The organism is Paenibacillus sp. 01T442, assembly GCF_056398345.1.
In genome coordinates, this window is record NZ_JBFTPF010000027.1 from 43,648 (window position 1) to 68,150 (window position 24,503).

Here is a 24,503-nt window from a genome sequence, read left to right on the forward strand (position 1 = left end):
AGGCAAAATTGTGCCCCAAACAGGGGAATAACGGCCATGTTGTCCGTTAAAACATATGAATCCCGCTAAAAGACCGATTAACGTCATCTGTGTCCGTTAGACGAGGCGGCGGGGTACGGGGGCGAGGGGCATCCGTCGAGCAGAGTCGTGAGAAGGGTTCAGTTTGCTCCCAGGCGCCGCTCCACTTACCCGCGCAGCCGAGGCCGCGCCGTCTCCGGCATCGTCATCGTGATGCAGGTGCCGCGTCCCCACTCGCTGTCAACCGACAGCCCGTAGGCTTCGCCGAACACCATTTGAATCCGTCGATGAACGTTCATCAGACCGATGCCTCCACCCCTCTTCGTCCCGGTGGTCGCTTCTTCCGGCTCCGCCAGACGGTTCTCCTCTAGTTTCCTACGTAACTCAGCAAGTCTTTCCGGCATCATGCCAGTGCCATTGTCCTCGATGAAAACTTGGAACAAGCCGCCCTCTTTGCGAGCATCGATGCGAATGGTATGCCGCTCTTCCACACCCTCTGGAAAAGCATGTTGAAAAATATTTTCAATCAACGGCTGCAACGTCAAACGGACCATCTTTTCTAGCAGCAGGCTTGGAGGGATCGCTACATCAATCTCGAATTCCCGCTCCGTCCGATGCTGCAAAATAATCATATAGTTCCGCACATGATTCAACTCATTCGCAACCGTGATTTCCTCTAGATTGGTCTGAACGGAGTAGCGGAGCATGAAAGCCATGGCCTCAACCATCTCTGTGATTTCTCCTGAATCCTGAACAATGGCGTAACAGTTGATCGTTTCCAACGTGTTGTATAAGAAGTGCGGGTTAATTTGCAGCTGCAGGGACTGAAACTCGGCCCTCTGACGTTCCAGCTTGGTCTCGCCAAGCTCGAGTGCGTTTTTCTGCTGCTCCAGCTCGGCCTCATACACACGCTCGATCATATCCGATAGACGCGTTACCATCAGGTTGTAGCTGTGAATGAGTCCACCCATCTCATCCGTTCTCCCCGCGTCCTCGATATACTGCCAGTTCCCTTTCTCCGTCTCCCGCATGCTGTCTTTGAGATCCCGAATCGGCCTAATAATGGAGCGACCAAAGCGAGAAGCAAGCACAAGTGCAGCAGCCAATGTAACCAGACCTACAATGATCGTCGTTGTTCGAATCGTGTTGGCAGGTCGGCGCAGCTCCTGTACTGGCATTGAGGCAACAAGGTTCCAATCGGAATATCCTGATTTCCTCGACACAAACATACGTTCTTCGCCATTATATTTGGACAAAAATGTTTGATTTCCACTTGTCAGCACTTGCGAAGCTAACTCATCCTGCGATTTGCGTTCACTCATCGTACGTGGATAAATGTAGTTGCCCGTGTCATCCACAATGAAGAAAAAGCCCTCTTTCCCCAAGCTAACACGGTCCCACGTCTTCGCAAGTTCATCTAGCTTAATTTCAATGGCGACAACTCCGCGGTTGGCATCCCCATAGGATGGCCCCCTCACTTTGCGAGCCATCGTTACAACGGACCCTTCATCAACAGGACGGATACTCATATTGAGCAGCGCAATTTTGCCATCTCCAGGCGTTGATTTCATCAAGTAGTCGAACTTTTCACGGACAAGCACTGGATCGAAATTCAGCAGGTTCTGATTCTCGTAAATAACAGATCGACCGTGCTGACCCACGACGTAGCTCATGTTCAGCTGTTTATACAGGGTAATGACGGAAGTGACCGAAATTCGGGCGAATTCCTTGATTTTTTCCGAATACACATAGTATTCATAACCATCATCCGGCTTGATTTCCATGAATGCTCGCACATCCGAATTCGACGAAAAGGCATTGCTGAGCAGCTCATACGCCTGTAAATAGCTATCCGTTTGATAGTTCGCACTATCGATCATCTGCTCCATATATTGCTTAACTTGATCATCCAGCGCCCGTGAAGACTGCACATAGGACACAGCCCCAACGGACACCAACGATAGGACGATAACGATGAGAAAATACGCATAAATTTGACGTGAAAGCGACTTTCTCTTCATTATCGGATCCCCATACGCTGACGGTATTCCGAGGGTAGACAGCCTTCATACTTTTTGAATGTTTTGGTAAAATGCGGATGATCCGCATACCCAACCTCACCAGAAATATCGGTAATGCGCCAATGCGGCTGCTGTAAAAGTTTCTTCGCCTTCTCCATGCGGCGACGCGTTCGATACTGAACGAAGGTTTCTTGCGTATTTTGCTTAAATAATTGGCTAAAGTAGGAGGGATTCAATCCAATGAATTCAGCTACCTCTTCTAAGGAAACTTCCTCCGCCAAATGCTTCTCCATATACTGTTTCGCTTCTTCGACAGGGTCCTTCTGCTTGCCTTTGCGCTTATTCTTGAGCTCTTGCAGCAACCCTCTCACAGAGGCCGTAAACCACAGCCACACATCTTCCTCGCTGAGCGAAGGAGAAATCTGGGACTCTTCCTGAATCATATACACATCCCGAACGATAAGCCGCCCATGTACAAGTGTGTAAATCTCCTGCACAATATCACTCATGCGATTGAGCTTTAATTTATAAGTACCTAGCTCCGCCTTGATCTCCTCGAGATCTCGGTCAAGCTCCTCTTGCTGCAGCATCCATACCGCTTGCTCCAAACGCGTAGCCCAACTCTCCAGCTTCGTGACGGCGACGAAAGACTCCGAGCTCACCTTGCTTTTGTTCAGAATGAGCTTCTCTAACACCTGCTGAAATCCCTTAATGTTGACTGGCTTCAACAAATATTCCTTGACCCCGTAAGACACACATTTCTGCGCGTATTCGAAATCCCCATAACCGGAGATCACAACCACTTGAATGTCAGCATCCATCTCGGCAATTTGTGCACATAGCTCCAGACCATCCATCTTCGGCATACGTATATCTGTAAAAAGAAAATCAGGTCGTTCCTCTTGAATCCGCTGCATTGCGACAACACCATTCTCAGCCGTTCGCAAGCTTTCAATGGGCAGCCCCGATTGTTCCACAAGCTTCTGTAATCCTCTGCGTATCATCGGTTCGTCATCGACAATGAGTATGCGGTACATGAGAAACTCTCCTTTCAAAATGGGATGAAATGCACGCTCCCCACGTACCGTTGGGCACGTGAGGAGGCGGCATGCTCAGGAACTGAGCTTATTTACGCGGCATCGACACAGTCGTACCGGAATCTTTACTATTAAATTTCTCTGTTGCTTCCTTGATAACTTCGTTTCCACCTTTGGACTTCCACTCTTCCAATACTTTCGGCCAGTCGGAAATTGGTTCTTTACCATAAACCATTTTCACCATGTGGGAAAGAATAACTGGAGGTGCTTGGTCAGAAAGTGGTGAAATATCAGGGTTTTTCATCAAAGATTCTAGACGAGGCTCGAAGTTGATACCGTCGCGTCCTTCATTCTTCAACGTCGTGTCATACACGTTCATCAATTTCTTGCCATCTTCTGTCAAGCTAAGTGTACCCTTATTATAAGTTGTATCTTGGACAAGCCACAAGAAAGATTGACGGTAACGCTCTTCATCGACTGCAGCTGGATCTGTTGGTGCTTTGTAGTCGATTTTACCATTAGCTTCTGTATACGTGTCGCCTTGGATACCGAATGTGAAGAATTTCTCAGCCTCATCGGACATCATCCAGTCGAAGAACTTAATGATTTGCTCGGCATTTTTCACGTTCTTGTTGATGAAGTAAGCACGCGGCGCTGGTCCATACAAGTAGTGACCACCTTTACCGTCGGGTCCAGTTGGAGAACTGATAATTTCGATATCGCCCGTTGGCACTGTTGCTTTCAGTTGTGTCTCCCATTGCAGCATTTCATTGGCGTTCATGGACCACATACCTGCTTTACCTGCAAGAATCGTGTTTTTGAACACAGTCGCATTGATAGTTGCGAATTCTTTGTTGATCAAGCCTTCGTCAAACATCGTTTTGTACGTTTGCAGTGCTTTCATCATGTTCTCTGAATCAAAGAATTTCGGCAGGATTTGATCCCCAGACTTCTCGAACATCGACAGGTACGGATACACATCATAAGCACCGAAGAAGGAATCGGCATACTTGAAGTTTTCACGGCCCATGTATGGGTTCTCAACACCCATTTCTTTGAACTTACGCAGAACAGCCATATACTCATCAACCGTTTTCGGCACGCCTAAACCTGCTTTGTCTAGCAAATCTTTACGGATAAAGATCGAACGACGGGATGGATTGGACAAATACTCCGGAATCGCATAGATTTTACCGTTGTACGTTACGTTATCMCAAGCGTCTTTCGGAACTTTTTTCAGCAAATTCTGACCATACTTCTTCAGCAGCTCATCTAGCGGTTGGAATACGCCGGCTTTTACAGATCCCGCCATTTCCTTCCCGTTCACGCCACCACTGCCTTGTACGACGTCAGGAATGTCATTTGTTGCAAACATTTGGATCATTTTTTGTTCATATTCTTTGTGTGGAACAAGCACGATATTCATATCGGAGTTTGTTAGTTCTTCGAGCTTTTTCACCCATTTGTCTTGATTAATATCAGGCGATTTCTCAACATGTCCGAAAGCAAGTGTACGCAAGGAGATCGAGAACTTCGTTTTCTCTGCTGGTTTAGTACTAGCAGCTGTAGTCGCACCAGCACTAGATGCCGGTTTATCCTCAGTCTTGGAAGAAGAACAAGCAGCCATCACACTGGCCATTAATACGACAGCCATCGTCGTGGGAATCCATTTTTTCATTTCTACCCCTCTTTTCTTATCGACTAGGTAACTAACACTTTCATAACCCCATTGTAAAAGCGTTTACAATTAGCGACTATGGACTGTCTTTAGTTCGAATTGTCTTTTTTTTAGAATTGTGTAAAAAGAGTTAAATAGTAGGTTTTTTGTATATATCTGTCGACAGCAACTAGGATTTAACCGATCCCACCATCATACCTTTTACGAAATGGCGTTGTAAGAACGGGTAAATAATAATGATCGGAAGCGTTGCGATAATAATCGTCGCCATTTTGATACCCTCCGGGTCCATGTGAGCAAGCCCGCTGAACTGGGAAGCGTTCGGATCAATACTGATATCCTCGGAAACAATCAATTGACGAAGCTTAACTTGAAGCGGCCAAAGTGCAGGCTTATTTACATAGTACAAGGCAGCTTGAAACGTATTCCAATGGCTTACAGCGTAGAAAATCCCCAAGGAAGCCATAACCGGTTTGGATAGCGGTAAAACAATATTCCAAATCATTCTGAGCTCGGAACAACCGTCGATTCGACCAGAATCAATTAACTCACTCGGAATTTGCATGAAAAACGAACGCATAATGAAGAAGTTAAAAGCACTGATCGCACCAGGAATCATTAAGGCCCAAAGCGAGTTCGTCAGATGTAAATTTTTCATCAAAATAAAGTTAGGAATGAGCGGCGCTGTGAAAACCATCGTAATTAGAACCATAATAACGATTGCTTTACGGCCGGCATACTCAGGACGCGACACCGGATAAGCCAGTGAGGCGGTCGCGATCAGATTAATGAGTGTTCCCACTACAGTAATATACACAGTTACTCCGAAGGAACGCCAGATTGCCGCATCACTAAATACATATTGATAATTAATTGATGTAAACTGAACAGGCCAGAACAATACCTTCCCATTCACAATAGATTCCGAAGAACTGAACGATTGAGCCAGCACGTTTAAGAACGGCAGGAGCATCGCTAACGATAGGAGTGATAGAAATAATATATTAAAGCCGTTAAACACTTGCCAGCCGGCTGTCGGCTTGCGATTCATATAGCGTTCACCTCCGTCTTAGTACAAGCTTTCACCCGTTGTTTTTTTGCTTAAAATATTACCAGTTACAATAAAGATCACGCCTACAACGGCTTTGAAAAGTCCAATAGCTGTCGTATAACTAAATTGCTGACCTTGTAAACCTTGCGCATAAATATACGTATCTAGAATTTCGCCACTTTCTTTGTTAAGCGGATTCAAGAATACATAAACACGCTCGAAGCCAAAGTCAAGGAATTTACCAATGTGTAATAGGAACAAAATCATAATTGTCGGCAATAATGAAGGTAGTGTAATGGATATCGTTTGTCTCCATCGATTGGCGCCATCTACCTCAGAAGCTTCATACAAATCCGGATTAATCCCAGCTAGAGCTGCTAGATAAATGATCGTGCCGTAACCGGAATCACGCCAAATACCTGAGGAAATTAACACGGTACGAATCCACGATTCTTCACCCATAAAATAAATGGGTTCAAAGCCTAACCAAGTAATAAAGTGGTTAACAGCTCCTGTTGAAGGAGAAAGAATACCGATTGCAATCCCACTTACGATAACCCAGGATAAGAAGTGAGGCATGTACACAACCGTTTGAAGAATACGCTTGTACACCACGATGCGCAGCTCGTTTAGAAGCAATGCAAGAATGATCGGCGCTGGAAACCCTAGCAGCAAATCATAAACACCGATGAGCACTGTATTTTTCAAAATATTGAGGAAATCATAGTGTGCAAACATCCGGGTAAAATGCTCAAGCCCTACCCACTTGCTGCCCGTGAAGCCGTCGAAAATGTTGTAATCCTGAAAAGCAATAACGGATCCTAGCAAAGGTACATACTTGAATACAATAAAATAAATAATGCCCGGCAGAGATATTAGATATAGCGCCCTATACTTCCAAAACGTTCGCAGCAAGGACTTGCCCTTGCTCATCTGCTTACGTCCACTCATTTGCTTTACTGCTTGTGCGTTGACCGCCATCCTCTGGCCCCCCTCACTTATCTTCGTCGATGTTATAGGTCTATCGTAACCTGATACAGCGCTTTCAACTATGGAATGGCTTTTCACTCACTTGTGTTTTTTTTAGGTTTTGGGGCATGGAAAAAGAGGGATGAACATGCTAATCCGTGCATCATACGTCCCTCTTTGTATGTCTAATTAAGAATGCTCAGCTTTCACCCAAGGCGAATAGAGCGTTCTTGACGTTCTGCGAAGCTTGGAGATGACCTGTATATCCAATTCGGCCTCTGGTAGTATCTCATTTTCCCACCGATCTTTAATTTGCTTCCATAGTTTAGGATTTCGATCTTCTAATCTGTTGCCGAAAGCAAAAATGTCTGATTTATAGTCAATGGCAACTTTGCGAAAAGCCATATGCACTTCGTTACGAATTGTATTGGACAATTGTTCTTCCAAATAAGAAATCGTTTTGGCATCTACCTTGAACTTACTGCTAGCTTTATCTCCAATATTAAATTCCACACTAATAAGGAGTTGAATCACCGCTTTACCATCCGTGTAATAAACCTTGCTCTTACTTTTCTTTTCACCTGCAATTTCCAAGGATATTTGACAATTCGACTCATTCGGGCAAGGGACGGTGACAATCGCTGTTTTCAGCTTTCCCGTGACCCACATAAAACCTCTAGACTCTGTGCCGTTCAAAGTCCCTACCAGCATCCCATTGGAAAACACGCCTGTACCCGACGTATAAAATAAACTCGATTGTTTGGCCCCCCCTCCTTGATAGGGCTTCACACCGACCGTATTTTTGACATAATCCGCTTGTTCAACTAACTGAAGCATAGAGGTGTAAGGTTGTCCGCCTGTTGGTTCTGCCAGCTTGCGAGCAAATTCAGTAAAATGCACCTTGACGGATTTGCCATCTAAGTCCGTATTTTTAATACTATCTTTCAAGTAATTAGAGGATATGGCTGTAATGTCTGGCGTTGACTCTAGCATATCGAGCGCGCGTCCTTTTACCAGGGCTATGTATGCCGTGCCCCGCAGCTCGGGATCCGATGAGAAAAAGTCCAAGTAATGTCGAACATCTGTTCTTGCCGCTTTTTCTCCAATTACTAACACCTGCAGATGGGACCAATACAGCTTTCTTCCCACGATTTGCAGATAACTCCGCGCTGCTTCGAATGTTGTATCTCCGACTACACTCAATGTTTTCTTTTGCTCTCCCTTTAAGCCGCTCGTTGGTTTCATAGCTTCCAATACAGGCGTTAGAACCGTAAGAACGATTTGTCCCTTATCGTTAAGATCGACGCCCGCGGCAAGGACATATTCGATTTTATCGGCTTCCTGTCTGTTCCAACACCCTGTGGTTAAGATGAGAATCCCGCTCAGCAACAGCAAATTGACGCTTCTACGCAGGTTTCTCATTCGCGGTTCTCCTTGCTTTCATCTTACCTGCTAACCATAGAATCGTGAGAAGAACGAACGCATACAGCCAGAACGTAACCCCTTTGGCTATTTCGAAACTAACGATGCTAGCGTTAATGTTGTCAGGGATCATAGACAAGTAAAAGATAATTATAGAAATTGGAATCATTAGATTACCAATGTCAATCGTACCGAACCAGTCCCGAGAACCAACGCAGCAAGCGTAAAACAACAATGAATTTTTGGTAATATTTATAAATATCCACACGGCCAAGAAGGGACTCTCCAAATGCTCAATAAATTCAAATATGGCAATATCTTTTACTAATTCAATGACAGGAAACATAAGTCTTTGTGTAAATGCACTGCCATAGGTTCCCATCGTAATCAGGAAAGTTACCTCAAACAAGCACAAGACGATGAACATAGACCACAGTAACGCAGGCAATACTTGGGCTTTCTTCTTGATTTGTGGATAGATATATAGGAGCACGATCATTTCAGAGAATGTACTGCAAATGCCCAATGAACCTTTCCATACTTCCATCAATGAAGCACTAAAAAAAGGCTCTATGCGTTCAAGATCCACATTTTCCATCGAAAGGGCAAACATCGTGACGAACATTAAAACGATCACGGGAGCAATGATCTCGCCCCAGCGAGCAATTGACAGCATCCCGCCTTGCGCCAAATAATAACGCAGAACGAGCAGCATAATGATAACCAGCTCCAAGGGAGTTTCCGGGAGAACCAGTGAAACGATAATTTCCGCAAGGATCCGTATAATAATTGCAGCAAAAAACAATAACGGCAGCAGGAAGAGAAGTGCGTAAACACGCCCGAAGACAGGTCCAAACAGGCTTAAGCAATACGCAATAATGCTCATCTCTTGCATAGCTGAACCAATTTGTGTAATTAACCAGAAAGTTGGAATGACCATAAGACTGCCTATGAGGATCGACAGCCATCCACTATGCCCCGAAGCTTGCGCTAACGTGCGCGGAAGTGTAAAAAAAATCGTACCAAAAGATATAAAGCATACTAGAATCATCATTTGCTTGGTCGTTAGATGTGCAGATTTCAACGATATGCCTCCACTCGCTTACGGTTTTCGCCTCTTAAAGCCAAGAAAAGATGGGCGGTATTTTAAAGAAAACGCTGGCTTTTTGAGCACGATGGAATCATCCACATCTTTTAAGGATTGGGGGGTCAGAGCAGCCAGATAGTTGACGCCGAAGGAGCGTAGATGAATCATGTGGATGAGAATCATGCTGGTTCCAAACACGATACCAAAAATGCCCAAAACGGCAGCTAGCATCATAATAGGAAAGCGCAGCAGCCGAATGGTTAAAGAGGCATTGTAATTCGGTATGGCGAAAGCACCAATGGCCGTAAAAGAAACGATTATCGTCAGTACAGGGCCGACGATATTCGCCTGAACAGCCGCTTGTCCAATGACAAGTGCGCCAACGATACCGACCGTTTGGCCCATTGTGCCAGGGAGGCGAAGACTTGCTTCCCGCAGCAGCTCTAAGCTGATTTCCATAATCAACGCTTCTGAAAAAGCTGGAAATGGAATCCCGCTGCGATTGCTTGCAATAGCAAGCATGAGCTCCGTCGGGAGCATTTCCTGATGAAACGTCGTAATTGCAATATAGATGGAGGGCAGCGTAAGCGCCATAAGCATCGCCAAGAATCGCACCCAGCGCAGCATCGTTGCTGCCCAATAATTCGTGTAATAATCCTCGGTAGCCAGTAGAAATTCAGTAAAAGTGATCGGCATCGTTAGTGCAAATGGCGTGCCATCAACGAGCACGACAACTTTACCCTCCAAGATCGCTGCAGATGCCTTATCCACTCTTTCCGTCGAGTTGAGCTGCGGAAATGGCGAGTACGGAGAATCTTTTAGATAATCCTCAAGCTGGCCGCTATCCAGAATACCCTCGGTTTCAATTTTGGCGAGCCTTCGTTTGACCTCATTCACGATGCTTGGATTCGCTACGTCCTGTAAATAAGCGATAGCACCATCGGTCAATGTTCGCGTACCAATTTGAATAGGAAAGAGCACTAATTGCGGATCTTTAATCTTTCTTCTTATTAAGGCTGTATTGGTTCGAAGCACCTCATTAAAGGCATCCTGAGGGCCTCGAATAATCGGCTCGCTAGTCGGATTGGAAACGAACCGATGCTCCCAGCCCTCGGAGGTGATGAGTAAGGTTTCAGCAACCCCGTCAAGCAAAACAAGCGTGCTTGAGTATAACAGTCCTTTGATACTTTCGTTTAGCGTGCTTACTCGCTTTATACCGCTAGCTGTTATGACAAATTTTTCGATATGTGTTAATGTAACCTGCACGTTATGGTCCATTTGCATCAGAGGGAGAATGACACATTGGTGTACAATATCTTTTTCTGCAAGTCCATCAATATATAGAACAGCGGCTCGAATTTTCAAGCCATCCTCGTTCTGCAATAGAAGTTCACGAACAATGAGATCGGAAGGATTCTGCGTAGCGTCTTTAATCAAGCTCAAGTTGCTCTCTAAACTGCCACTCAATTGTTCTGACGATTGCTCTTGTAATTCGACGGCTGCTGTCAACAGATCGGGCGATGCGCTCGATGCTGATTTCTTAAGAAGCTTTCCCAATAGAGACACACTATCCGCCCCCCTTTTCAACAATACTGTTCAGCGTGTTTTGTAACATGTTCGTTAGGACATAGGTTGTTTCCGTTGCATGAAAAACAGCCAGAGCCAGGCCGATCATGGCCAGGGAAACATAGGCAACAACGATTCTGCTATCGTTTTGGCGAGTACTTTTTCGGGGATAACCAATGATAAACAGAAAAAGAGAAACAAGTAACGATAGCATAAGTATCACCTAATCTTATTTTGACATTAGGTTCTGCATTTACTTGTATTTATATCCATTCTTATCTACACAGCAAAGAGGCTCCCCTCCAGGTGCAATCACCTTGGAAGGAAGCCCTATACAAATCTCTGTACCTACGCCGTGCGACTCTCCGTCGACATCTTGTGCGCGCTGGCGCCGCGCTTTGCCCGTAGTGCTTCTGGCATAGCCAGCAGCGCAGGCAGCAGCATCGGCAGCAAGACGAAGCAGAGCACGATGAGGCCGACGATCACGGCCACCGCTAGCTCGATCAACAGAACGAGGCCGGATGGTACGAGCGTGGCGAAGGTTCCGCCAAGGATGACCATCGCCGAGATGACCACGCCGCCGATGTGCTTAGCGGCTTGCACGATCGCTTTCGAAGGCGATAAATCGCCAAGCTCTTTATAACGCATCATCAGGAAGATGCTGTAGTCGACGCCGACAGCAATAATAATGATGAAGGAGAAGAACGGTACGAAAGAGGAAACCCCATCGGCACCAATGATTTTATCCGTGACGACGTTCGTCGCCGTCATCGCCACATAGTAAGATATCACTAAGCTCAATATGATATAAACGGCTGGCCAGAAGGCCCGAATGACGAACAGCAAGACGATGAACACACCGATAATGACGATAATCGCGGTGCTATTGAACGACTTCAGCTGCGCCTTGTTCGTGTCATATGTCGTCGAGCTCGGTCCTGCCGCGCCGACCTTCGCATTCTCCAGCACGGTGCCTTTCACGCTCGCAGCGAGCTCCGCATTAATGCCTTCAATCGTATCCATCGCCGCCGATGAATACGAGTCATCCTTCAAGATGACGATCATCTTCGTCATCTTCCGATCCTTGGACATGAAGCTGTCCAAGGACTTGCCGAAATCTGCGCTCGACAGCGCTTCTTTCGGGATGAAGAACGTTTTGGAGCCGTTCAGCTGCGTCAGGAACTGGCTCGTCATGCCAAGTCCCTCGGACACGTCACCGAGTCCGTTGCCGCTCTGCCCAAGGCCGTCCTTCAGCTGGCCCATGCCGCTGCCAAGACCTGACAGGCCTTCGCTCAGCTTCTGCTGACCGTCTTTGACGCTGCCTAGCGCAGCGTTCAGCTTCGCCATGTTCGCAGCGATCTCGCGGCTGCCCGCGCTGCCTTGCTTCAGCCCTTTGGCGAGCTCATCCGCTCCGCTCTCCAGCTGCGTAAGTCCCGCCGCTAGCTGCGCCTGCGCGCCGTTCACTTGCGCCAAGCCTTGCGTCGCTTCGGCGAAAGCACTGTTCAGCTTGGCTGCGTTCTTGCCAAGCTCGCTTAGTCCGCCGCTCAGCTGCGTTAGACCGGAGGCAAGACCTTCGCCCGTTTGCTTCAGCTTGATGTAATCTTCATCAGTGTTCAATTGGTTGTACTTGCTGCCAAGCCCGCCAATCAGACCATTCATCCCGACAAGTCCTTGCTGAATCCCCGTAAGCTGCCCCTCAATTTGGCCGTAACCTTCCGTCATAGCGTTATATCCTTGCCCTAGCTGTGTCAGCCCGTCAGTGATCTTAACGCTATTGACACTCACTTGGTCCATGCCATCTTTCAATGCAGCAATTCCCGTACTTAGCTCATCTGCACCGCCAGCACCTTGCGCGATACCGCTAGCTACTTGATCCAGAGCAGTAGTCAGTTTGCTATAGCCATCCTGCACTTGACTTGTGCCATCTACAAGTTGGCCAACGCTTGATGTATCAGGCACTTCCAGCTTGCTTTGCATCATAGTAAGGCCATCCCGAATTTGATTTACCCCTTTTTGCGAAGCTGTAATGCCATCGGCAACCGTCTTCGTTTGCGTAGAAATATAGAAGTCATCAATCGGCTTCGATTGCGGCTGTGTCACGCTGGAAACCATATCGACACCTGGAATGGTTTTCAGCTTCTCCGTCACTTTATCAATTGCCGCTAAACCATCATTCGTGTTAAGTGGTTTGTCATTCTCAATAACGACCATCGTTGGGAGTGCCTGACCTCGGCTGAAATGGTCCGCAACGAGGCTGAAGCCTTTGGTGGATTGGTGATCATTTCCAAGTTCCTTCAACTGGTCAAACGACAGTTTCTGATGATTCGCAAGCGCAAGCGGAATTGTAATAATTAGAATGATTACTGTCGTTATAATCGGTCTTTTCACCGCAATTTTCGTCAAACCTGCCCAGAATTTACTCTCCTTATGACCCCCCATGCCTTTGGAAGGCCAGAAGAGCTTATTGCCCAGCATTTTCATGAAAAACGGCGTCACCGTTACGATTTGGAGCAAGAGAATCGCCGTACCAATCGCAACCACGTTACCTGACTGATAAATACCGAAATCCGATAACGTTAAGGCAGCAAACGCAATAAACACGGTCAAAATACTGTAGAAAATCGTTTTACCCGCCGTGCGGTAGGTCACAATGATCGCTTCATCCACGGATAAGCCATGGGATAATTCCTCTTTGAATCGATTAAATAAGAGAATGTTATAATCGGTCCCAATCCCGAAAAGAATTAAGATCAACAGCATTTGCGTAACACTCGTCACCGGGAAATTGAACTTATCGATGAGCTGCGCGGCAATCCCCATGGACACCAGGTACGATATACCGACAGCCAACAAGGATACCACCGGAATAATAACGGAACGGAACATGATCACCAAGACAGCTAGGATGAAAATGACCGTTAGCGCGGCACTTTTTTCAACACCGGACTCGGAAGCTTTAATGTAATCATCCTGGATGAAATCCTCCCCAGAGAGGTAATACTCCACCTTCATGTCCTTCAGAACATCTTCAAACTCCAGCTTAATGTCCTCGACGTGACGCCCTCTTTTATCCAACGAAAAGCTCGCCATTAAGGTTGTGCCATCCTCAGAAATCAACGATGACTTCGCCTCAGGCATGGTAAACGGATCAATTAACTGATTGAAACCGAGCTGGTCTTGATGGCTTTTCAAGTTCGTAATGCCAGTCTCAATCGCTTTCATGTCTGCTTCCGACAGTTTGTTCGGGTTATGGAAGACCACGATATCACTCGTGCCCTCAACCCCATTGATTTTATTCAAAATTGCTGAAGCAACCTTGGATGGTGCGTCACTACGCAGCGGATCTTGCCCTCTTAATCCAAGAATCGCATTCACATTCGGTTGGAAAACCGTCAGCAACACCGTCGCCACCAACCACGCGGCTAGAATCGCCCAACGCCATTTAATAATTGATTTCATCTCTCTCTTCTCCTCCACTCACTAGTAAACAAGCGTTCATTATTGAGCCAAAAAAATTTACGCCTGTGCTTGCTTTATTTTTTCTGAAATACCGGTGCAATACAGGTACAACAGTTCATCAACGAGCATTTTAATCGTATCGCCATCCTCATGGTCGCGCAAAATCAGACAAATACTCTCGATCATCGTGGTCGAAATCATTTGAGCAGATAACTGATCTTTCTGGGACAGCGTGCCTGAAGGCGCCAATTCTGCTGTAAATACTTCGGAAATAATCTGATGCACCAATGTAATCATGTCTTGTTTCGCTGAAGCAAATCGAGAACCTTCACTTAGATTCAGCAGAATCGTAAGCTCGGTGCTGGACTCCTTGAAAAGCAGCATCAGGGAGGCATCAATTCGGCGTAAAATTACTAAATGATCAGACAATGCCGTGCAAAGGGTGTCATCCACTTCTTGCTTGCAAACGCGCAAAACCTCAGCTAATTGCTCCTGAATGGGCTGTATCAGTTCATCGAACAGATCATCCTTGCTCTTGAAGTAACGATAGATGTTACCTGGTGTTATGCCTGCGGAATCTGCAATTTGCCGAATGGAGGCTTTCAAATATCCATGCTTCTTGAACTCGGCCAATGCCGATTGGCGGATACTTTGTTTGACTTCATCTTTTAAAATTTGCATTAATAAACACCTGTTCACTTTTTGACGTCATAGTTGGATTATACAGTGCCCACTTAGGCATTTCAACGCTATTTCGATAAAAAAAGCGCCTAACCTGCAGATAATCACAGGTCAGACACAAGTTAATTATTCCACATCTACAGCTTTTATAATGCGTGGCTTCACTTTCACGCGGAACTGCTTCAAATCCTTGAACTGAATGAACTTCTTGGATTCCTCATTCCAAATACGGAATTTCAAAGATTCCAGACTCGTCTTCAGTGTAATTGTCTGCACATTGCGAAGTGCTGCGCTCTTATTGTGTACCTTTTGCAAATGATAGTTAGGCACGCGCGGGCTTAAATGATGAATGTGGTGGTAGCCAATATTGCCTGTAATCCAGTGTAGAATACGAGGCAAATTATAGAACGAGCTTCCGTGCATCGCGGCTTTCACATAATCCCATTCTGCATCATTCTCGTAGTAGGTTTCTTCATAGTTATGCTGAACGTAGAACAACCAAATGCCCGCCATACCTGAGAAGAAGAACATCGGTCCTTGAATCAGCAGGAAAGACTGCCAACCCATCCCCCAGCAAAGCAGTGCAATACTGCCAACAATACCGATATTGGTGATATACGTATTGATTCTTTCTTTCATGCCTGCCTTCCGGCGGTTAAATCGGTAATCAATCAAAAAGATGAAGATCGGTCCAATAATAAACATCACAAACGGACTGCGATATAGGCGATATGTCATTCGTTTAAGCCATGTTGCTTCCATATATTCATCCACGGTTAGCGTCCAGATGTCACCTACGCCTCTTTTATCCAAGTTACCACTAGATGCATGGTGAACAGAGTGTGTATGACGCCACTGATGGTACGGTACGAAGGTTAATATTCCTGTTAGTGTGCCAACAATTTCATTGGCGAGTTTGTTTTTGAAAAAGGATTTGTGACAGCAATCATGAAAAATGATAAATATGCGGATCAAAAAACCTGCAGCAATTAGATCAATCACGAAAGTTAGCCAAATTGAAACGGAAAGACTTAGAAAAGCAAAATACCAAAGCACGAAAAAGGGTCCCACTGTATTGATGATTTGCCACACACTATGCTTCATATGTGGTCTTTCGAAAGGCGCGATATCTTTCCGCCACCCACCCTTATCCTCATGCTTCATCCTGTTAGAACTCCCTCTCTCCGCGTCGTGTCGGATCTCGTAAGTTTATGTGCCTTGAAGTAGTACGTTACGAATCGAAATAAGTTCCCGTTATAGGATAAGAAATATTACATAGCTAACTCATCATACGTGGGTAAACCCTTTTTGTAAAATGCAATATAAGTAAGTCGTCATAAAAAGAGACGAATCGCCTCTCGTTCTGCGTTAGAACGAAGCGGTCCGTCTCTTTTACACCGGCCTATCTATCTCAAAAAGCTCGCCAAGCTTCGCATAAGCATTGCCCGCTAACCGACTTACAGGCTTTAGCTTTATCGGGTCAATACGTCCTTTGTCAACTAAGTTCTCATCAATGTGAAAATATACGACGCGTCCGATTAACAAATCTGCCGCGGGTGCGTCCAGTGTTCCGCCTAGCGGAATCACCTGCTCGAGGACGCATTCCATGCGGATGCTGGCTTCGGCGATGCCCGGAACAACGATGTGGCTGCTCGGGACGGGCGTTAACCCCGTCAGCGTCACTTCGCTCTCTTCAGGCGGCAGCGCAGCGGCGCTCTGGTTGATCTGGTCGATATAGGATTCGTCTGAGATATGTACAACGAAGGCTCCTGTATCGACTGCATTGCGGGAGGTATCCTTCCGGACACCCTGCTTCCGCTGCACGGAAACGGCAACCATCGGCGGGTCCGCCGTCACGATGGTGAAATAGCTGAAAGGCGCGGCGTTCAGCACGCCTTCAGTCGATAACGTCGAGACGAAAGCGATCGGCCTCGGGATAATACTGCCGATGAGCAGCTTATAATTCTCACGCTCGCTTTGTGCGGATGGATCAATGCCTAGCATGGTCATGGTGACAATCTCCTCTCTTCCTCTATTAGAGTGAGATCCCTTTGAGCCACTCTGCTGCGGCAAAAACCTCAGAGCGCGTCAATTGGTGGCCTGAATTCTCCCAATGCACATGAACATCCGATCCAGCATCGCTCAGCAGGCGCTCTAGCTCCTCCGACTCCTCGGGTGAGCAGATCGGGTCGTTCTTGCCAGCCCCGATGAATACAGGGGTGTCTGAGAGATCAGGCAGCGGGATGCCGCGACGCGGCACCATCGGATGATGCAGAATGGCTGCGCGAAGCGCATTCGGGTAATGGAACAGCAAGCTGCCCGCGATGTTCGCGCCGTTGGAATAGCCGATCGCAACGACGTTGCTGCGATCGAAGCCGTGCTCGACTGCTGCTGCGTCGAGGAAATCGTACACTTCCTTCGTACGGAAGATCAGATCTTCCTCGTCGAAGATGCCCTCAGCCAGCCGACGGAAGAACCGCGGCATGCCGTTTTCTAGGACGTTCCCCCGTACACTAAGTACGGAGGAGGTTGGTGAAATTGCCTGCGCCAATGGCAGCAGGTCTTGCTCGGTCCCACCCGTTCCGTGAAACAGAACGAGCACGGACGCTGTCAGATCAGATCCTTGCTGATAGATATGTTTCATTGCTCATCACCTTCCAATACCCGCACTTCGATTGGCGGCAGATTTCGCACGATTTGATCGCGGCTTGCTTCAAACCATTCTGGCAGCATTAATTTTTCGCCAAGCGCCTCTGGCGCTTCATCTCTTGCAAACCCTGGCGGATCAGTAGCAATTTCGAACAGGATGCCGCCTTCTTCGCGGAAGTAAATCGCGTTGAAGTATTGACGATCCACGATTGGAGTAGGGTGGTAGCCATTGCTCGCTACGTGACTTCTCCATAGCGCATGCTCGGCATCATCTTTCGCACGCCATGCGATATGATGAACAGTTCCCGCGCCGCCAGCACCGTAGTCCATCGGCGTTACGTTGATATCGACGATATTACCCAAGTCGCCGAAGGAAGCGAAGCGTGCATAGGCGCCTTCTTGCCCTACTTTTTTCAAACCCATGACATTCACAAGGAGTTCCGACGTTTTGTCAGGTGCCGTGCTGTAGAGGACAGCGCCGCCGAAGCCTTTGATCGCTTTGTCCACGGGAACACCACCAAATGCCCACTGACTTGGCGCACCTTGTTCGCGCTCAACAATCTCTAGTCTCAGACCGTCTGGGTCTTTGAATTGTACATAGGTTTCGCCGAATCGCGCATTTTTCTCATAGGCAACACCGAATTGTGTAAGGCGCGCTTCCCAGAAAGAAAGGCTGCCTGTTGGCACGGCGTAAGTCGTGATGCCGACTTGACCACCGCCGACCCGACCTTTGCGGGATCCCGCATATGGGAAGAAAGTAATGATCGTGCCCGGGCTTCCTGCTTCATTACCGAAATAGAGATGGTATACTTCCGGTGCATCGAAATTGATCGTTTTTTTGATCATACGAAGCCCTAGAATACCTGCATAAAAATCTACGGTTGCCTGTGCATGTTGAACGAAAGCGGTGATATGGTGGATACCTGCGGTTTGTTGTTGTGTTGTTGTCATAATAGCCAACTCCTTCATATTTAAGAATCTTTATTTTAAGATAGTTTACATAAGATAGTGTCATTTATGTTAGGGATTCCGTTTGTGCTGAGCGCAATTGAACTCGATCACTACTTGAATCCTTCTTGCGCATATCTGCCTAGCTTCTTCAGCAGCTGACTTGCGAGCTTCTTCTCTTCGTCCGTCAATCCTGCCACTGCGCTCTCAATCACTTCGGCATGCTTCGGAAAAACGTCCTCAATAAATTGTTTCCCTTTTTCCGTAATTTCAGCAAAAATCAATCTGCGATCTTCCGTCGATGTATTGCGTATAACGAATTCCTTTTTGACCAGCTTATCAACGACATAGGTAATATTCCCACTACTCATCAATACTTTACTGCCAATTTGTTGAATCGCCTGCGATCCCTTGTGGTAAAGCAGTTCTAGTACACCAAACTCTGTGCGGTTCAGTCCATGCTTGCGAATATCTCGATCCCCGTGGGCGTTCACCCACTCACTCGCTCTAGAAAGGGCGATGTAAAGATCTAAAGATTGATTTCTTGTTTCGCTCATGTTGCTTCACCTCATTTCTTATGTTTGTTTCGTTTATCTTAATTTAAAGATACTTTATTTAAAGATAAATGTCAACAGGCAAATTTGAAATTATTACTTATCACAAAAAAATGCAAAGAATGTCATACCTTGTCGCTTGTCCTCGTGGTATGATTAAACCTTTAAGATAGAAAGGTGGGATCTATGCAACCATGAACACTTCACATGCTTTACAAGGGACAGCGACCGAGAAAGAACGGTTCCCTATCTCCCTTTTCTCCCTAACGGTTGGCGCCTTCGCGATCGGTATGACCGAGTTCGTTATTATGGGGATTCTGCCCAATGTGGCGGATGACTTGAACGTTAGCATTTCGCAAGCGGGTCAATTGATTACGGGCTATGCACTTGGCGTGGCATTCGGTGCTCCGATTCTCGCTATGTTGACTCATAAGCTGCCGCAAAAACGCCTTCTTCTCGTGCTGATGCTCATCTTCATCTTAGGCAATGGCCTAGCTGCCCTTGCTCCGTCCTATGGGGTCGTGATGGCAGCGCGACTGATCACTGCTTTGGCTCACGGTACATTCTTCGGTGTGGGCTCTGTGATCGCGGCGAATTTGGTTCGGCCTGAAAAGAGGGCCAGTGCCATTTCCGTGATGATGGCGGGTCTAACTATCGCGAATATTCTTGGCGTACCGCTTGGCACCTACATCGGTCAGCATCTCGGCTGGCGGGCATCCTTCGGCTCCGTTGTCATTATGGGAATCGTCTCTTTCATCGGTATTCTCATCTTCATTCCACAGATTACACAGAAAACCAATAGCAGTCTTGCCAAACAGGTTCGTGCTCTTTTGCAGCCAAGATTGTTACTCGTATTCCTGATTGGCGCTTTAGGTTGCAGCAGTTTGTTTGCAGTGTTCACCTACATCGCGCCCATTCTTATCAACATCACAGGATTCAAAGAGAGCAGCGTGACGTGGATTCTCGTCTTGTTCGGCTTTGGCGTTACTTTAGGCAACATCCTAGGTGGCAAAATGGCTGACTGGAAGCTCATGCCTTCCCTGATCGGCAATTTCGCTGCGTTAGCGCTTATTCTAGCTGTATTCGCGTATACGGATCAATTCCCGGTTGCCGCGATTATCACCATATTCATATGGGGCATTGCGGCGTTCGGGATTTTGCCTGGGCTCCAGATTCGCATCATGAATCTGGCCAAAGAAGCGCCAGAGCTGGCGGCCACCTCAACGCATTCTGCGTTGAATCTCGGCAACGCTGGCGGTGCTTTTCTAGGTGGCTGGGCGATTACGCACATCGGCCTGTCGTCGTTGCCTTGGATCGGCGCGGGATTGACCGGGGCGGGGTTTGTTTTGATGCTGTGGAGCTATCTGCGGGATCGTAAGGTGAAGTAAGAAAATAACGAAACAGCGGCAAGCTCGGACTTCGTTGTACAGTCTTAGCTTGCCGCTGTTTTTTTGTTTTAAACAACTAGAGCTTGTTATGCCATTCGACGGGTTGATCCTGAATAATTCCATCTGTCTCCACCCATTGGGTGAGACTATTCTCCTTGGCTTGAATGACAATAAAATGCAGGCCTTGTGTCGCCGACGTATTCCTTAACGCTCTCACACCGTCAGGTGCAATGCGAATGGACGTGCCTTCGTGCACATCTATTTCGTTTCCGTCCACTTGGATCTGGCCTTGCCCTTGAAGGAAGATGTAGAGCTCTTCATTCTGCTGGTGCTTATGATAAAAGGGGATCTCCCCTTGCGGGGGTAAATGATTAAGTGAAACTTCCATACTCGTTAGTTGTAAGGAGTCTTTTAGAAAGATTTTACCCTTCAACATGCCTTCAGTCACACTTGCAAAATCAGAAAATGCACCCGCGTTGTTAACCGAGTATTTCAGTTGATTTATGCTCATCATCTTGCCCTCCTTTAGAACGCTGGCAATATTTTGCCTGTTTCGAGCAGACTCTTCAAATTGCTGAGAATGACAGGCCAGCCGTTGTTAAATCCTTCGATTTTGCCTTCATCCTTACGAATATCCTGTTCCAACAGCTCCTCATGGCGAAGCGTTAGCTTGATCGTACCGTTCAATGGTGTTAATTCATACGTCACATTGGACATCCGATCACCTTCCGCGTCCTTAATGCTCCAAGTAATCGCGAGCAAGCGATACGGCTCATAGACAAGTACTTCACCGTAGTGTTCAGTCTTGTCTTTATTCATTAAGTGAAAGCTTGAACCGACTTGCCAATCTGAAATGATTTCACGACCAAAAAAATACTGCTTCGTAAACTCACTGCTCGTTAAGGCTGCCCATAGCTTCTCAGGTGTCGTTGCGATGTATGTCACATAAACGAAAGACTTCTTATTCATGATTCGAATCCTCCTCTAGGGCTAGCTTCAAATTGGTTAACGCCTCAATGCGACGTTGATCAAACTTACCGATCCAGCGATGATAGATCTCCCCGATCGGTACTGGGTTCAGATAGTGAAGTTTCTCGCGGCCATGCCACATGACCGTAACCAGATTTGCCTCCTCCAGCAGCAAAAGGTGCTTCGTAACAGCTTGGCGGCTCATTGTCATTTGCTGACAGAGTTCTGATAAGGATAGTCCGTTATTCACGAACAAGATGTCGAGTAATTCTCTGCGTGTTCCGTCTGCAAGTGCTTTAAAAAGTTTGTCCATGCGCCCATTATATGCAACAATTTAGTTGCATGTCAATCAAAATATGTAAAATTCTTCTTCCCTTTCCGCGCAATCGGCAGTTAGGAGTGAGCTTGAACAGCGGTTTTGGAGCAAGTTGCGCCGTAAGTTTAGAGAAGTAGCTTCTGAAAGTAATAAGAGCAGGCTTGTTGGGGTGGGTTGTGATGCGGTCGTGGATATATGGTGCTGGCTAGTCGTGGTGTTTGGTGAGTTGGCTTGTTACTGACTGTTGTTATTTTGGTGGGTTCGCTTGTTATCAGATTTTCTGTTATGTTGATGGGTAATGTTGAATTCTAAATGGTCACCTTGGATTGGTGGGTTATAGCTCTGTTGAGGGACACGTGCTTTAAACAAATTAGCATTAAGACTGTTTCACGCCTTCAGCACCAGCATCATCTTTACTTTTTACCTATCTCTATTTCTACCTTTTCCTTTTCCTTTTCCTCTTCCTTTACTTAACCTTCCACCTCCACTCCAACTCCCCCTCAACTTCATCTTCTACTTCACCTTCCACCTCCACCACAGCTCCCCCTCTCCCACACGTTAACTGTAAAAAGTACATCTAATTTCGTCACTTTTCTCACTTCAGAGAACTTAACTGTATTTCCTGTAGTTAATTCGGCTGTATTTGGCCGCCAAGCCTAAAATCGGCGATTTTAACTGGAGGTTTTCCAGTTAATGCGGGTGCGGGTGCGGGTGCGGGTGCGGGTGCCGACCGCTCCTCATGCAGGGGTTGGTTACACGAGACGCGGGGGACTGTCGCTCCTAGGGCATCTACGGGCCCATGGCGCGGGAGCTCGTCGCCCCAAGGCAGGCTAAGGCTAGTCGCAGCCACCGTCGACGACGCTACCAACCGCGCTGTGCACCGCGGCACACCTACACACAAAAGGCGCTTCCCCATCAACCGAGGAAGCGCCTCTTTCTACCCTACAACTGCCGAAGAACCCTTCTGCAGTTGGTACATTTTCGCGTAGCGCCCGCCTAGCGCCATGAGCGTATCGTGATTGCCCCGCTCGGCGATCTCGCCGCGGTGCAGCACAAGAATTTGATCCGCATCGCGGATCGTGGACAACCGATGCGCGATGACGAGGGTCGTCCGCCCTTCACTCACAACCTTCAGCGCACGCTGGATGAGCCCTTCCGTCTCACTGTCGATGGAGGCTGTCGCCTCATCGAGGATCAGGATCGACGGATCGAATGCCAGCGCACGCGCGAACGAGATCAACTGCCGCTGGCCAGAGGACAGCGTGCTGCCCCGCTCGACGACTTGCTCGTCGTAGCCGTTCGGCAGTTGCTCGATAAAGCCAGCTGCGCCAACATCCCGCAACGCAGCCTTCACTCTGTCGAGTGAGATATCCTCGTTGTACAAGCTGACGTTGAACTTGATGTCCCCCGCGAACAGGAACGGATCCTGCAGCACGATCCCCATATGCTTACGCAGGGCTTGCTTGGACATGCCCTTGATGTCGCGGCCATCAATCGTGATTGAGCCCTCACCAGGCTCGTAGAAGCCAAGCAGCAGGTTCAGGATCGAGCTTTTGCCTGAGCCGGTGTGCCCGACTAGGGCGATCGTCTCCCCTTTTCGCGCCTCGAAAGAGATTCCCTTCAAGACGTTTTCCCCTTCTTTATAAGCAAAGGTGACATTATCGAACTTCACGATGCCCTCAGGGCGCTCCACGTGGCCAACCTTCTCAACGTCTTGACCTTCCATGTCAAGAATCGTGAACACCTTTTCCGCTGATACAAAAGCCCGCTGCGCATTCGTCAACTGATCGAAAATCCCAATAATCGGCTGAAAAACCCGACCTAAATAATCAATAAACGCGTAAAACACACCGAACGAAATGGCGGTCTCCAGCGATTTTCCGCCAAAATACCAAATGACCATCGCCGTCACCAAACTGCCGATCGTCCCGACCACATTACGTGTGGATAGGCCGTAAATTTGAAATTGCTTCCGCTGGTTCACATAGCGATCCATGTTCAGCACTTCGAACTCTTCCAGCGTGACTTTCTCACGGCGAAAAGCTTGAATAATCGGCATCACGACGATCGATTCATTGATCATCGCATTCATATCGCTGAGCCTAGCGCGCATAATCGTGATGAAGATTTTCGAATATTTGAGATGAACATACATAATCACTACAAAAATCGGCGGCAGCACCAAGCAGAACAAGGCTAGATGCCAATCCAATAGGAAAAGTGCAACGTAAATCCCGACCAATTGGAGCATACTGACAACGAACGTGGCCATAAAGCTCATGAAGAGATCGCGGACAGCTTCCGTGTCATTGGCGATACGAGATACGACTTGGCCTATCGGCGTGTTATCGAAATAACGCAGAGAAATACGCTGAATGTGGCCCATCAAATCCATCCGCATGTTTTTAATAATTTGTAAGGCGGTAGATTGAAGAATATAGGCTTGTGAATAATTACATAGACCTGCTGTTAACAGTAAACCCATATACAGGCCTAGCAGTTTGAGCACCGGCGCCATTTCTTGCGCACCTGTGGAGAGATAGGTATCAATAATCGTTTTCGTTATATAAGGCCCGCCCAGCTCGGCAGCTACTGAACAACAAAGAATGAGCAGCGCTCCGAGAATTCTGAACCTGTAGACGAGTGCGTAAGACATGAGTCGTCTGGCCGTAGTCGGTTTAGACAAAATA

General features: G+C 47.2%; 21 protein-coding genes. 1 reads left to right on the top strand and 20 read right to left on the bottom strand.

Annotation, left to right across the window (positions count from 1 at the left end; translation table 11 throughout):
* Nucleotides 1–185: 185 nt before the first annotated feature.
* The 16 genes from AC1DLM_RS20005 to AC1DLM_RS20080 all read right to left on the bottom strand — a co-directional run bounded on the left by AC1DLM_RS20005 (nt 186) and on the right by AC1DLM_RS20080 (nt 19,143).
* Complete coding sequence (locus tag AC1DLM_RS20005) at nt 186–2,039, bottom strand: cache domain-containing sensor histidine kinase (RefSeq protein WP_441991176.1); 1,854 nt, start codon at nt 2,037–2,039, stop codon at nt 186–188.
* On the bottom strand, nt 2,039–3,076 hold the full coding sequence (locus AC1DLM_RS20010) for a response regulator transcription factor (RefSeq protein ID WP_441991177.1): 1,038 nt from the start codon (nt 3,074–3,076) through the stop codon (nt 2,039–2,041). Before AC1DLM_RS20010 ends, AC1DLM_RS20005 begins: the two co-directional genes overlap by 1 nt.
* An 88-nt stretch (nt 3,077–3,164) precedes the next feature.
* On the bottom strand, nt 3,165–4,754 hold the full coding sequence (locus tag AC1DLM_RS20015) for an extracellular solute-binding protein (RefSeq protein WP_477570944.1): 1,590 nt from the start codon (nt 4,752–4,754) through the stop codon (nt 3,165–3,167).
* 169 nt (nt 4,755–4,923) lie between these two features.
* Nucleotides 4,924–5,805: a carbohydrate ABC transporter permease gene (locus AC1DLM_RS20020; RefSeq protein ID WP_173119739.1), complete on the bottom strand. Its 882-nt coding sequence runs from the start codon at nt 5,803–5,805 to the stop codon at nt 4,924–4,926.
* An 18-nt stretch (nt 5,806–5,823) separates the two neighbouring features.
* On the bottom strand, nt 5,824–6,756 hold the full coding sequence (locus AC1DLM_RS20025) for an ABC transporter permease (RefSeq protein WP_235550613.1): 933 nt from the start codon (nt 6,754–6,756) through the stop codon (nt 5,824–5,826).
* Between the two features lie 207 nt (nt 6,757–6,963).
* Nucleotides 6,964–8,196: a Ger(x)C family spore germination protein gene (locus AC1DLM_RS20030; RefSeq protein ID WP_477570945.1), complete on the bottom strand. Its 1,233-nt coding sequence runs from the start codon at nt 8,194–8,196 to the stop codon at nt 6,964–6,966.
* Nucleotides 8,180–9,280, bottom strand: a complete 1,101-nt coding sequence (locus AC1DLM_RS20035) for a GerAB/ArcD/ProY family transporter (protein ID WP_477570946.1) — start codon at nt 9,278–9,280, stop codon at nt 8,180–8,182. Before AC1DLM_RS20035 ends, AC1DLM_RS20030 begins: the two co-directional genes overlap by 17 nt.
* Before the next feature lie 18 nt (nt 9,281–9,298).
* Nucleotides 9,299–10,849, bottom strand: a complete 1,551-nt coding sequence (locus AC1DLM_RS20040; RefSeq protein WP_441991181.1) for a spore germination protein — start codon at nt 10,847–10,849, stop codon at nt 9,299–9,301.
* A gap of 1 nt (nt 10,850) precedes the next feature.
* Entirely contained in the window at nt 10,851–11,063 is a 213-nt protein-coding gene (locus tag AC1DLM_RS20045; protein ID WP_441991182.1) for a hypothetical protein, read from the bottom strand.
* A 134-nt stretch (nt 11,064–11,197) separates the two neighbouring features.
* The gene (locus AC1DLM_RS20050) at nt 11,198–14,308 is read right to left on the bottom strand and encodes an MMPL family transporter (protein WP_477570947.1); all 3,111 of its coding nucleotides are present in this window, start codon (nt 14,306–14,308) and stop codon (nt 11,198–11,200) included.
* A gap of 57 nt (nt 14,309–14,365) precedes the next feature.
* On the bottom strand, nt 14,366–14,989 hold the full coding sequence (locus AC1DLM_RS20055) for a TetR/AcrR family transcriptional regulator (protein ID WP_477570948.1): 624 nt from the start codon (nt 14,987–14,989) through the stop codon (nt 14,366–14,368).
* A gap of 126 nt (nt 14,990–15,115) precedes the next feature.
* Complete coding sequence (gene desA, locus AC1DLM_RS20060; protein ID WP_477570949.1) at nt 15,116–16,153, bottom strand: Delta(5) desaturase DesA; 1,038 nt, start codon at nt 16,151–16,153, stop codon at nt 15,116–15,118.
* Between the two features lie 228 nt (nt 16,154–16,381).
* Nucleotides 16,382–16,993 carry a flavin reductase family protein gene (locus tag AC1DLM_RS20065; RefSeq protein ID WP_441991212.1) on the bottom strand — a complete coding sequence of 204 codons (612 nt, stop codon included), beginning with the start codon at nt 16,991–16,993 and terminating at the stop codon, nt 16,382–16,384.
* Nucleotides 16,994–17,024: 31 nt separating this feature from the next.
* A complete protein-coding gene (locus AC1DLM_RS20070; RefSeq protein WP_477570950.1) occupies nt 17,025–17,633 on the bottom strand; it encodes an alpha/beta hydrolase in 609 nt (202 codons plus the stop codon).
* Nucleotides 17,630–18,589, bottom strand: coding sequence for a ring-cleaving dioxygenase (locus AC1DLM_RS20075; protein ID WP_441991187.1), 960 nt, complete (start codon nt 18,587–18,589; stop codon nt 17,630–17,632). Before AC1DLM_RS20075 ends, AC1DLM_RS20070 begins: the two co-directional genes overlap by 4 nt.
* A gap of 110 nt (nt 18,590–18,699) precedes the next feature.
* Nucleotides 18,700–19,143, bottom strand: a complete 444-nt coding sequence (locus tag AC1DLM_RS20080) for a MarR family winged helix-turn-helix transcriptional regulator (RefSeq protein WP_477570951.1) — start codon at nt 19,141–19,143, stop codon at nt 18,700–18,702.
* A 191-nt stretch (nt 19,144–19,334) separates the two neighbouring features.
* On the opposite strand from AC1DLM_RS20080, the gene AC1DLM_RS20085 reads away from it, so the two are divergent.
* Nucleotides 19,335–20,528 carry an MFS transporter gene (locus AC1DLM_RS20085; protein ID WP_441991189.1) on the top strand — a complete coding sequence of 398 codons (1,194 nt, stop codon included), beginning with the start codon at nt 19,335–19,337 and terminating at the stop codon, nt 20,526–20,528.
* A gap of 76 nt (nt 20,529–20,604) precedes the next feature.
* Here the strand turns inward: AC1DLM_RS20085 and AC1DLM_RS20090 are convergent, their stop codons facing one another.
* From AC1DLM_RS20090 to AC1DLM_RS20105, 4 genes are all read right to left on the bottom strand, one after another.
* Complete coding sequence (locus AC1DLM_RS20090; protein ID WP_441991190.1) at nt 20,605–21,042, bottom strand: cupin domain-containing protein; 438 nt, start codon at nt 21,040–21,042, stop codon at nt 20,605–20,607.
* Nucleotides 21,043–21,053: 11 nt separating this feature from the next.
* Nucleotides 21,054–21,497, bottom strand: a complete 444-nt coding sequence (locus AC1DLM_RS20095) for an SRPBCC family protein (RefSeq protein ID WP_441991191.1) — start codon at nt 21,495–21,497, stop codon at nt 21,054–21,056.
* On the bottom strand, nt 21,490–21,810 hold the full coding sequence (locus AC1DLM_RS20100) for an ArsR/SmtB family transcription factor (protein WP_441991192.1): 321 nt from the start codon (nt 21,808–21,810) through the stop codon (nt 21,490–21,492). The genes AC1DLM_RS20095 and AC1DLM_RS20100 overlap by 8 nt, the downstream gene beginning before the upstream one ends.
* Before the next feature lie 940 nt (nt 21,811–22,750).
* Entirely contained in the window at nt 22,751–24,469 is a 1,719-nt protein-coding gene (locus AC1DLM_RS20105) for an ABC transporter ATP-binding protein (RefSeq protein WP_477570957.1), read from the bottom strand.
* Nucleotides 24,470–24,503: the final 34 nt, after the last annotated feature.

Bases quoted from the DNA above. Each gene is read 5' to 3' on its own strand.
- AC1DLM_RS20045 (WP_441991182.1), bottom strand. From the start codon at position 11,063: ATGCTATCGTTACTTGTTTCTCTTTTTCTGTTTATCATTGGTTATCCC.
- AC1DLM_RS20105 (WP_477570957.1), bottom strand. From the start codon at position 24,469: ATGTCTTACGCACTCGTCTACAGGTTCAGAATTCTCGGAGCGCTGCTC.
- AC1DLM_RS20080 (WP_477570951.1), bottom strand. From the start codon at position 19,143: ATGAGCGAAACAAGAAATCAATCTTTAGATCTTTACATCGCCCTTTCT.
- AC1DLM_RS20030 (WP_477570945.1), bottom strand. From the start codon at position 8,196: ATGAGAAACCTGCGTAGAAGCGTCAATTTGCTGTTGCTGAGCGGGATT.
- AC1DLM_RS20025 (WP_235550613.1), bottom strand. From the start codon at position 6,756: ATGAGTGGACGTAAGCAGATGAGCAAGGGCAAGTCCTTGCTGCGAACG.
- AC1DLM_RS20055 (WP_477570948.1), bottom strand. From the start codon at position 14,989: ATGCAAATTTTAAAAGATGAAGTCAAACAAAGTATCCGCCAATCGGCA.
- AC1DLM_RS20100 (WP_441991192.1), bottom strand. From the start codon at position 21,810: ATGGACAAACTTTTTAAAGCACTTGCAGACGGAACACGCAGAGAATTA.
- AC1DLM_RS20070 (WP_477570950.1), bottom strand. From the start codon at position 17,633: ATGAAACATATCTATCAGCAAGGATCTGATCTGACAGCGTCCGTGCTC.
- desA (WP_477570949.1), bottom strand. From the start codon at position 16,153: ATGAAGCATGAGGATAAGGGTGGGTGGCGGAAAGATATCGCGCCTTTC.
- AC1DLM_RS20050 (WP_477570947.1), bottom strand. From the start codon at position 14,308: ATGAAATCAATTATTAAATGGCGTTGGGCGATTCTAGCCGCGTGGTTG.
- AC1DLM_RS20065 (WP_441991212.1), bottom strand. From the start codon at position 16,993: ATGCTAGGCATTGATCCATCCGCACAAAGCGAGCGTGAGAATTATAAG.
- AC1DLM_RS20090 (WP_441991190.1), bottom strand. From the start codon at position 21,042: ATGATGAGCATAAATCAACTGAAATACTCGGTTAACAACGCGGGTGCA.
- AC1DLM_RS20075 (WP_441991187.1), bottom strand. From the start codon at position 18,589: ATGACAACAACACAACAACAAACCGCAGGTATCCACCATATCACCGCT.
- AC1DLM_RS20020 (WP_173119739.1), bottom strand. From the start codon at position 5,805: ATGAATCGCAAGCCGACAGCCGGCTGGCAAGTGTTTAACGGCTTTAAT.
- AC1DLM_RS20085 (WP_441991189.1), top strand. From the start codon at position 19,335: ATGAACACTTCACATGCTTTACAAGGGACAGCGACCGAGAAAGAACGG.
- AC1DLM_RS20010 (WP_441991177.1), bottom strand. From the start codon at position 3,076: ATGTACCGCATACTCATTGTCGATGACGAACCGATGATACGCAGAGGA.
- AC1DLM_RS20005 (WP_441991176.1), bottom strand. From the start codon at position 2,039: ATGAAGAGAAAGTCGCTTTCACGTCAAATTTATGCGTATTTTCTCATC.
- AC1DLM_RS20095 (WP_441991191.1), bottom strand. From the start codon at position 21,497: ATGAATAAGAAGTCTTTCGTTTATGTGACATACATCGCAACGACACCT.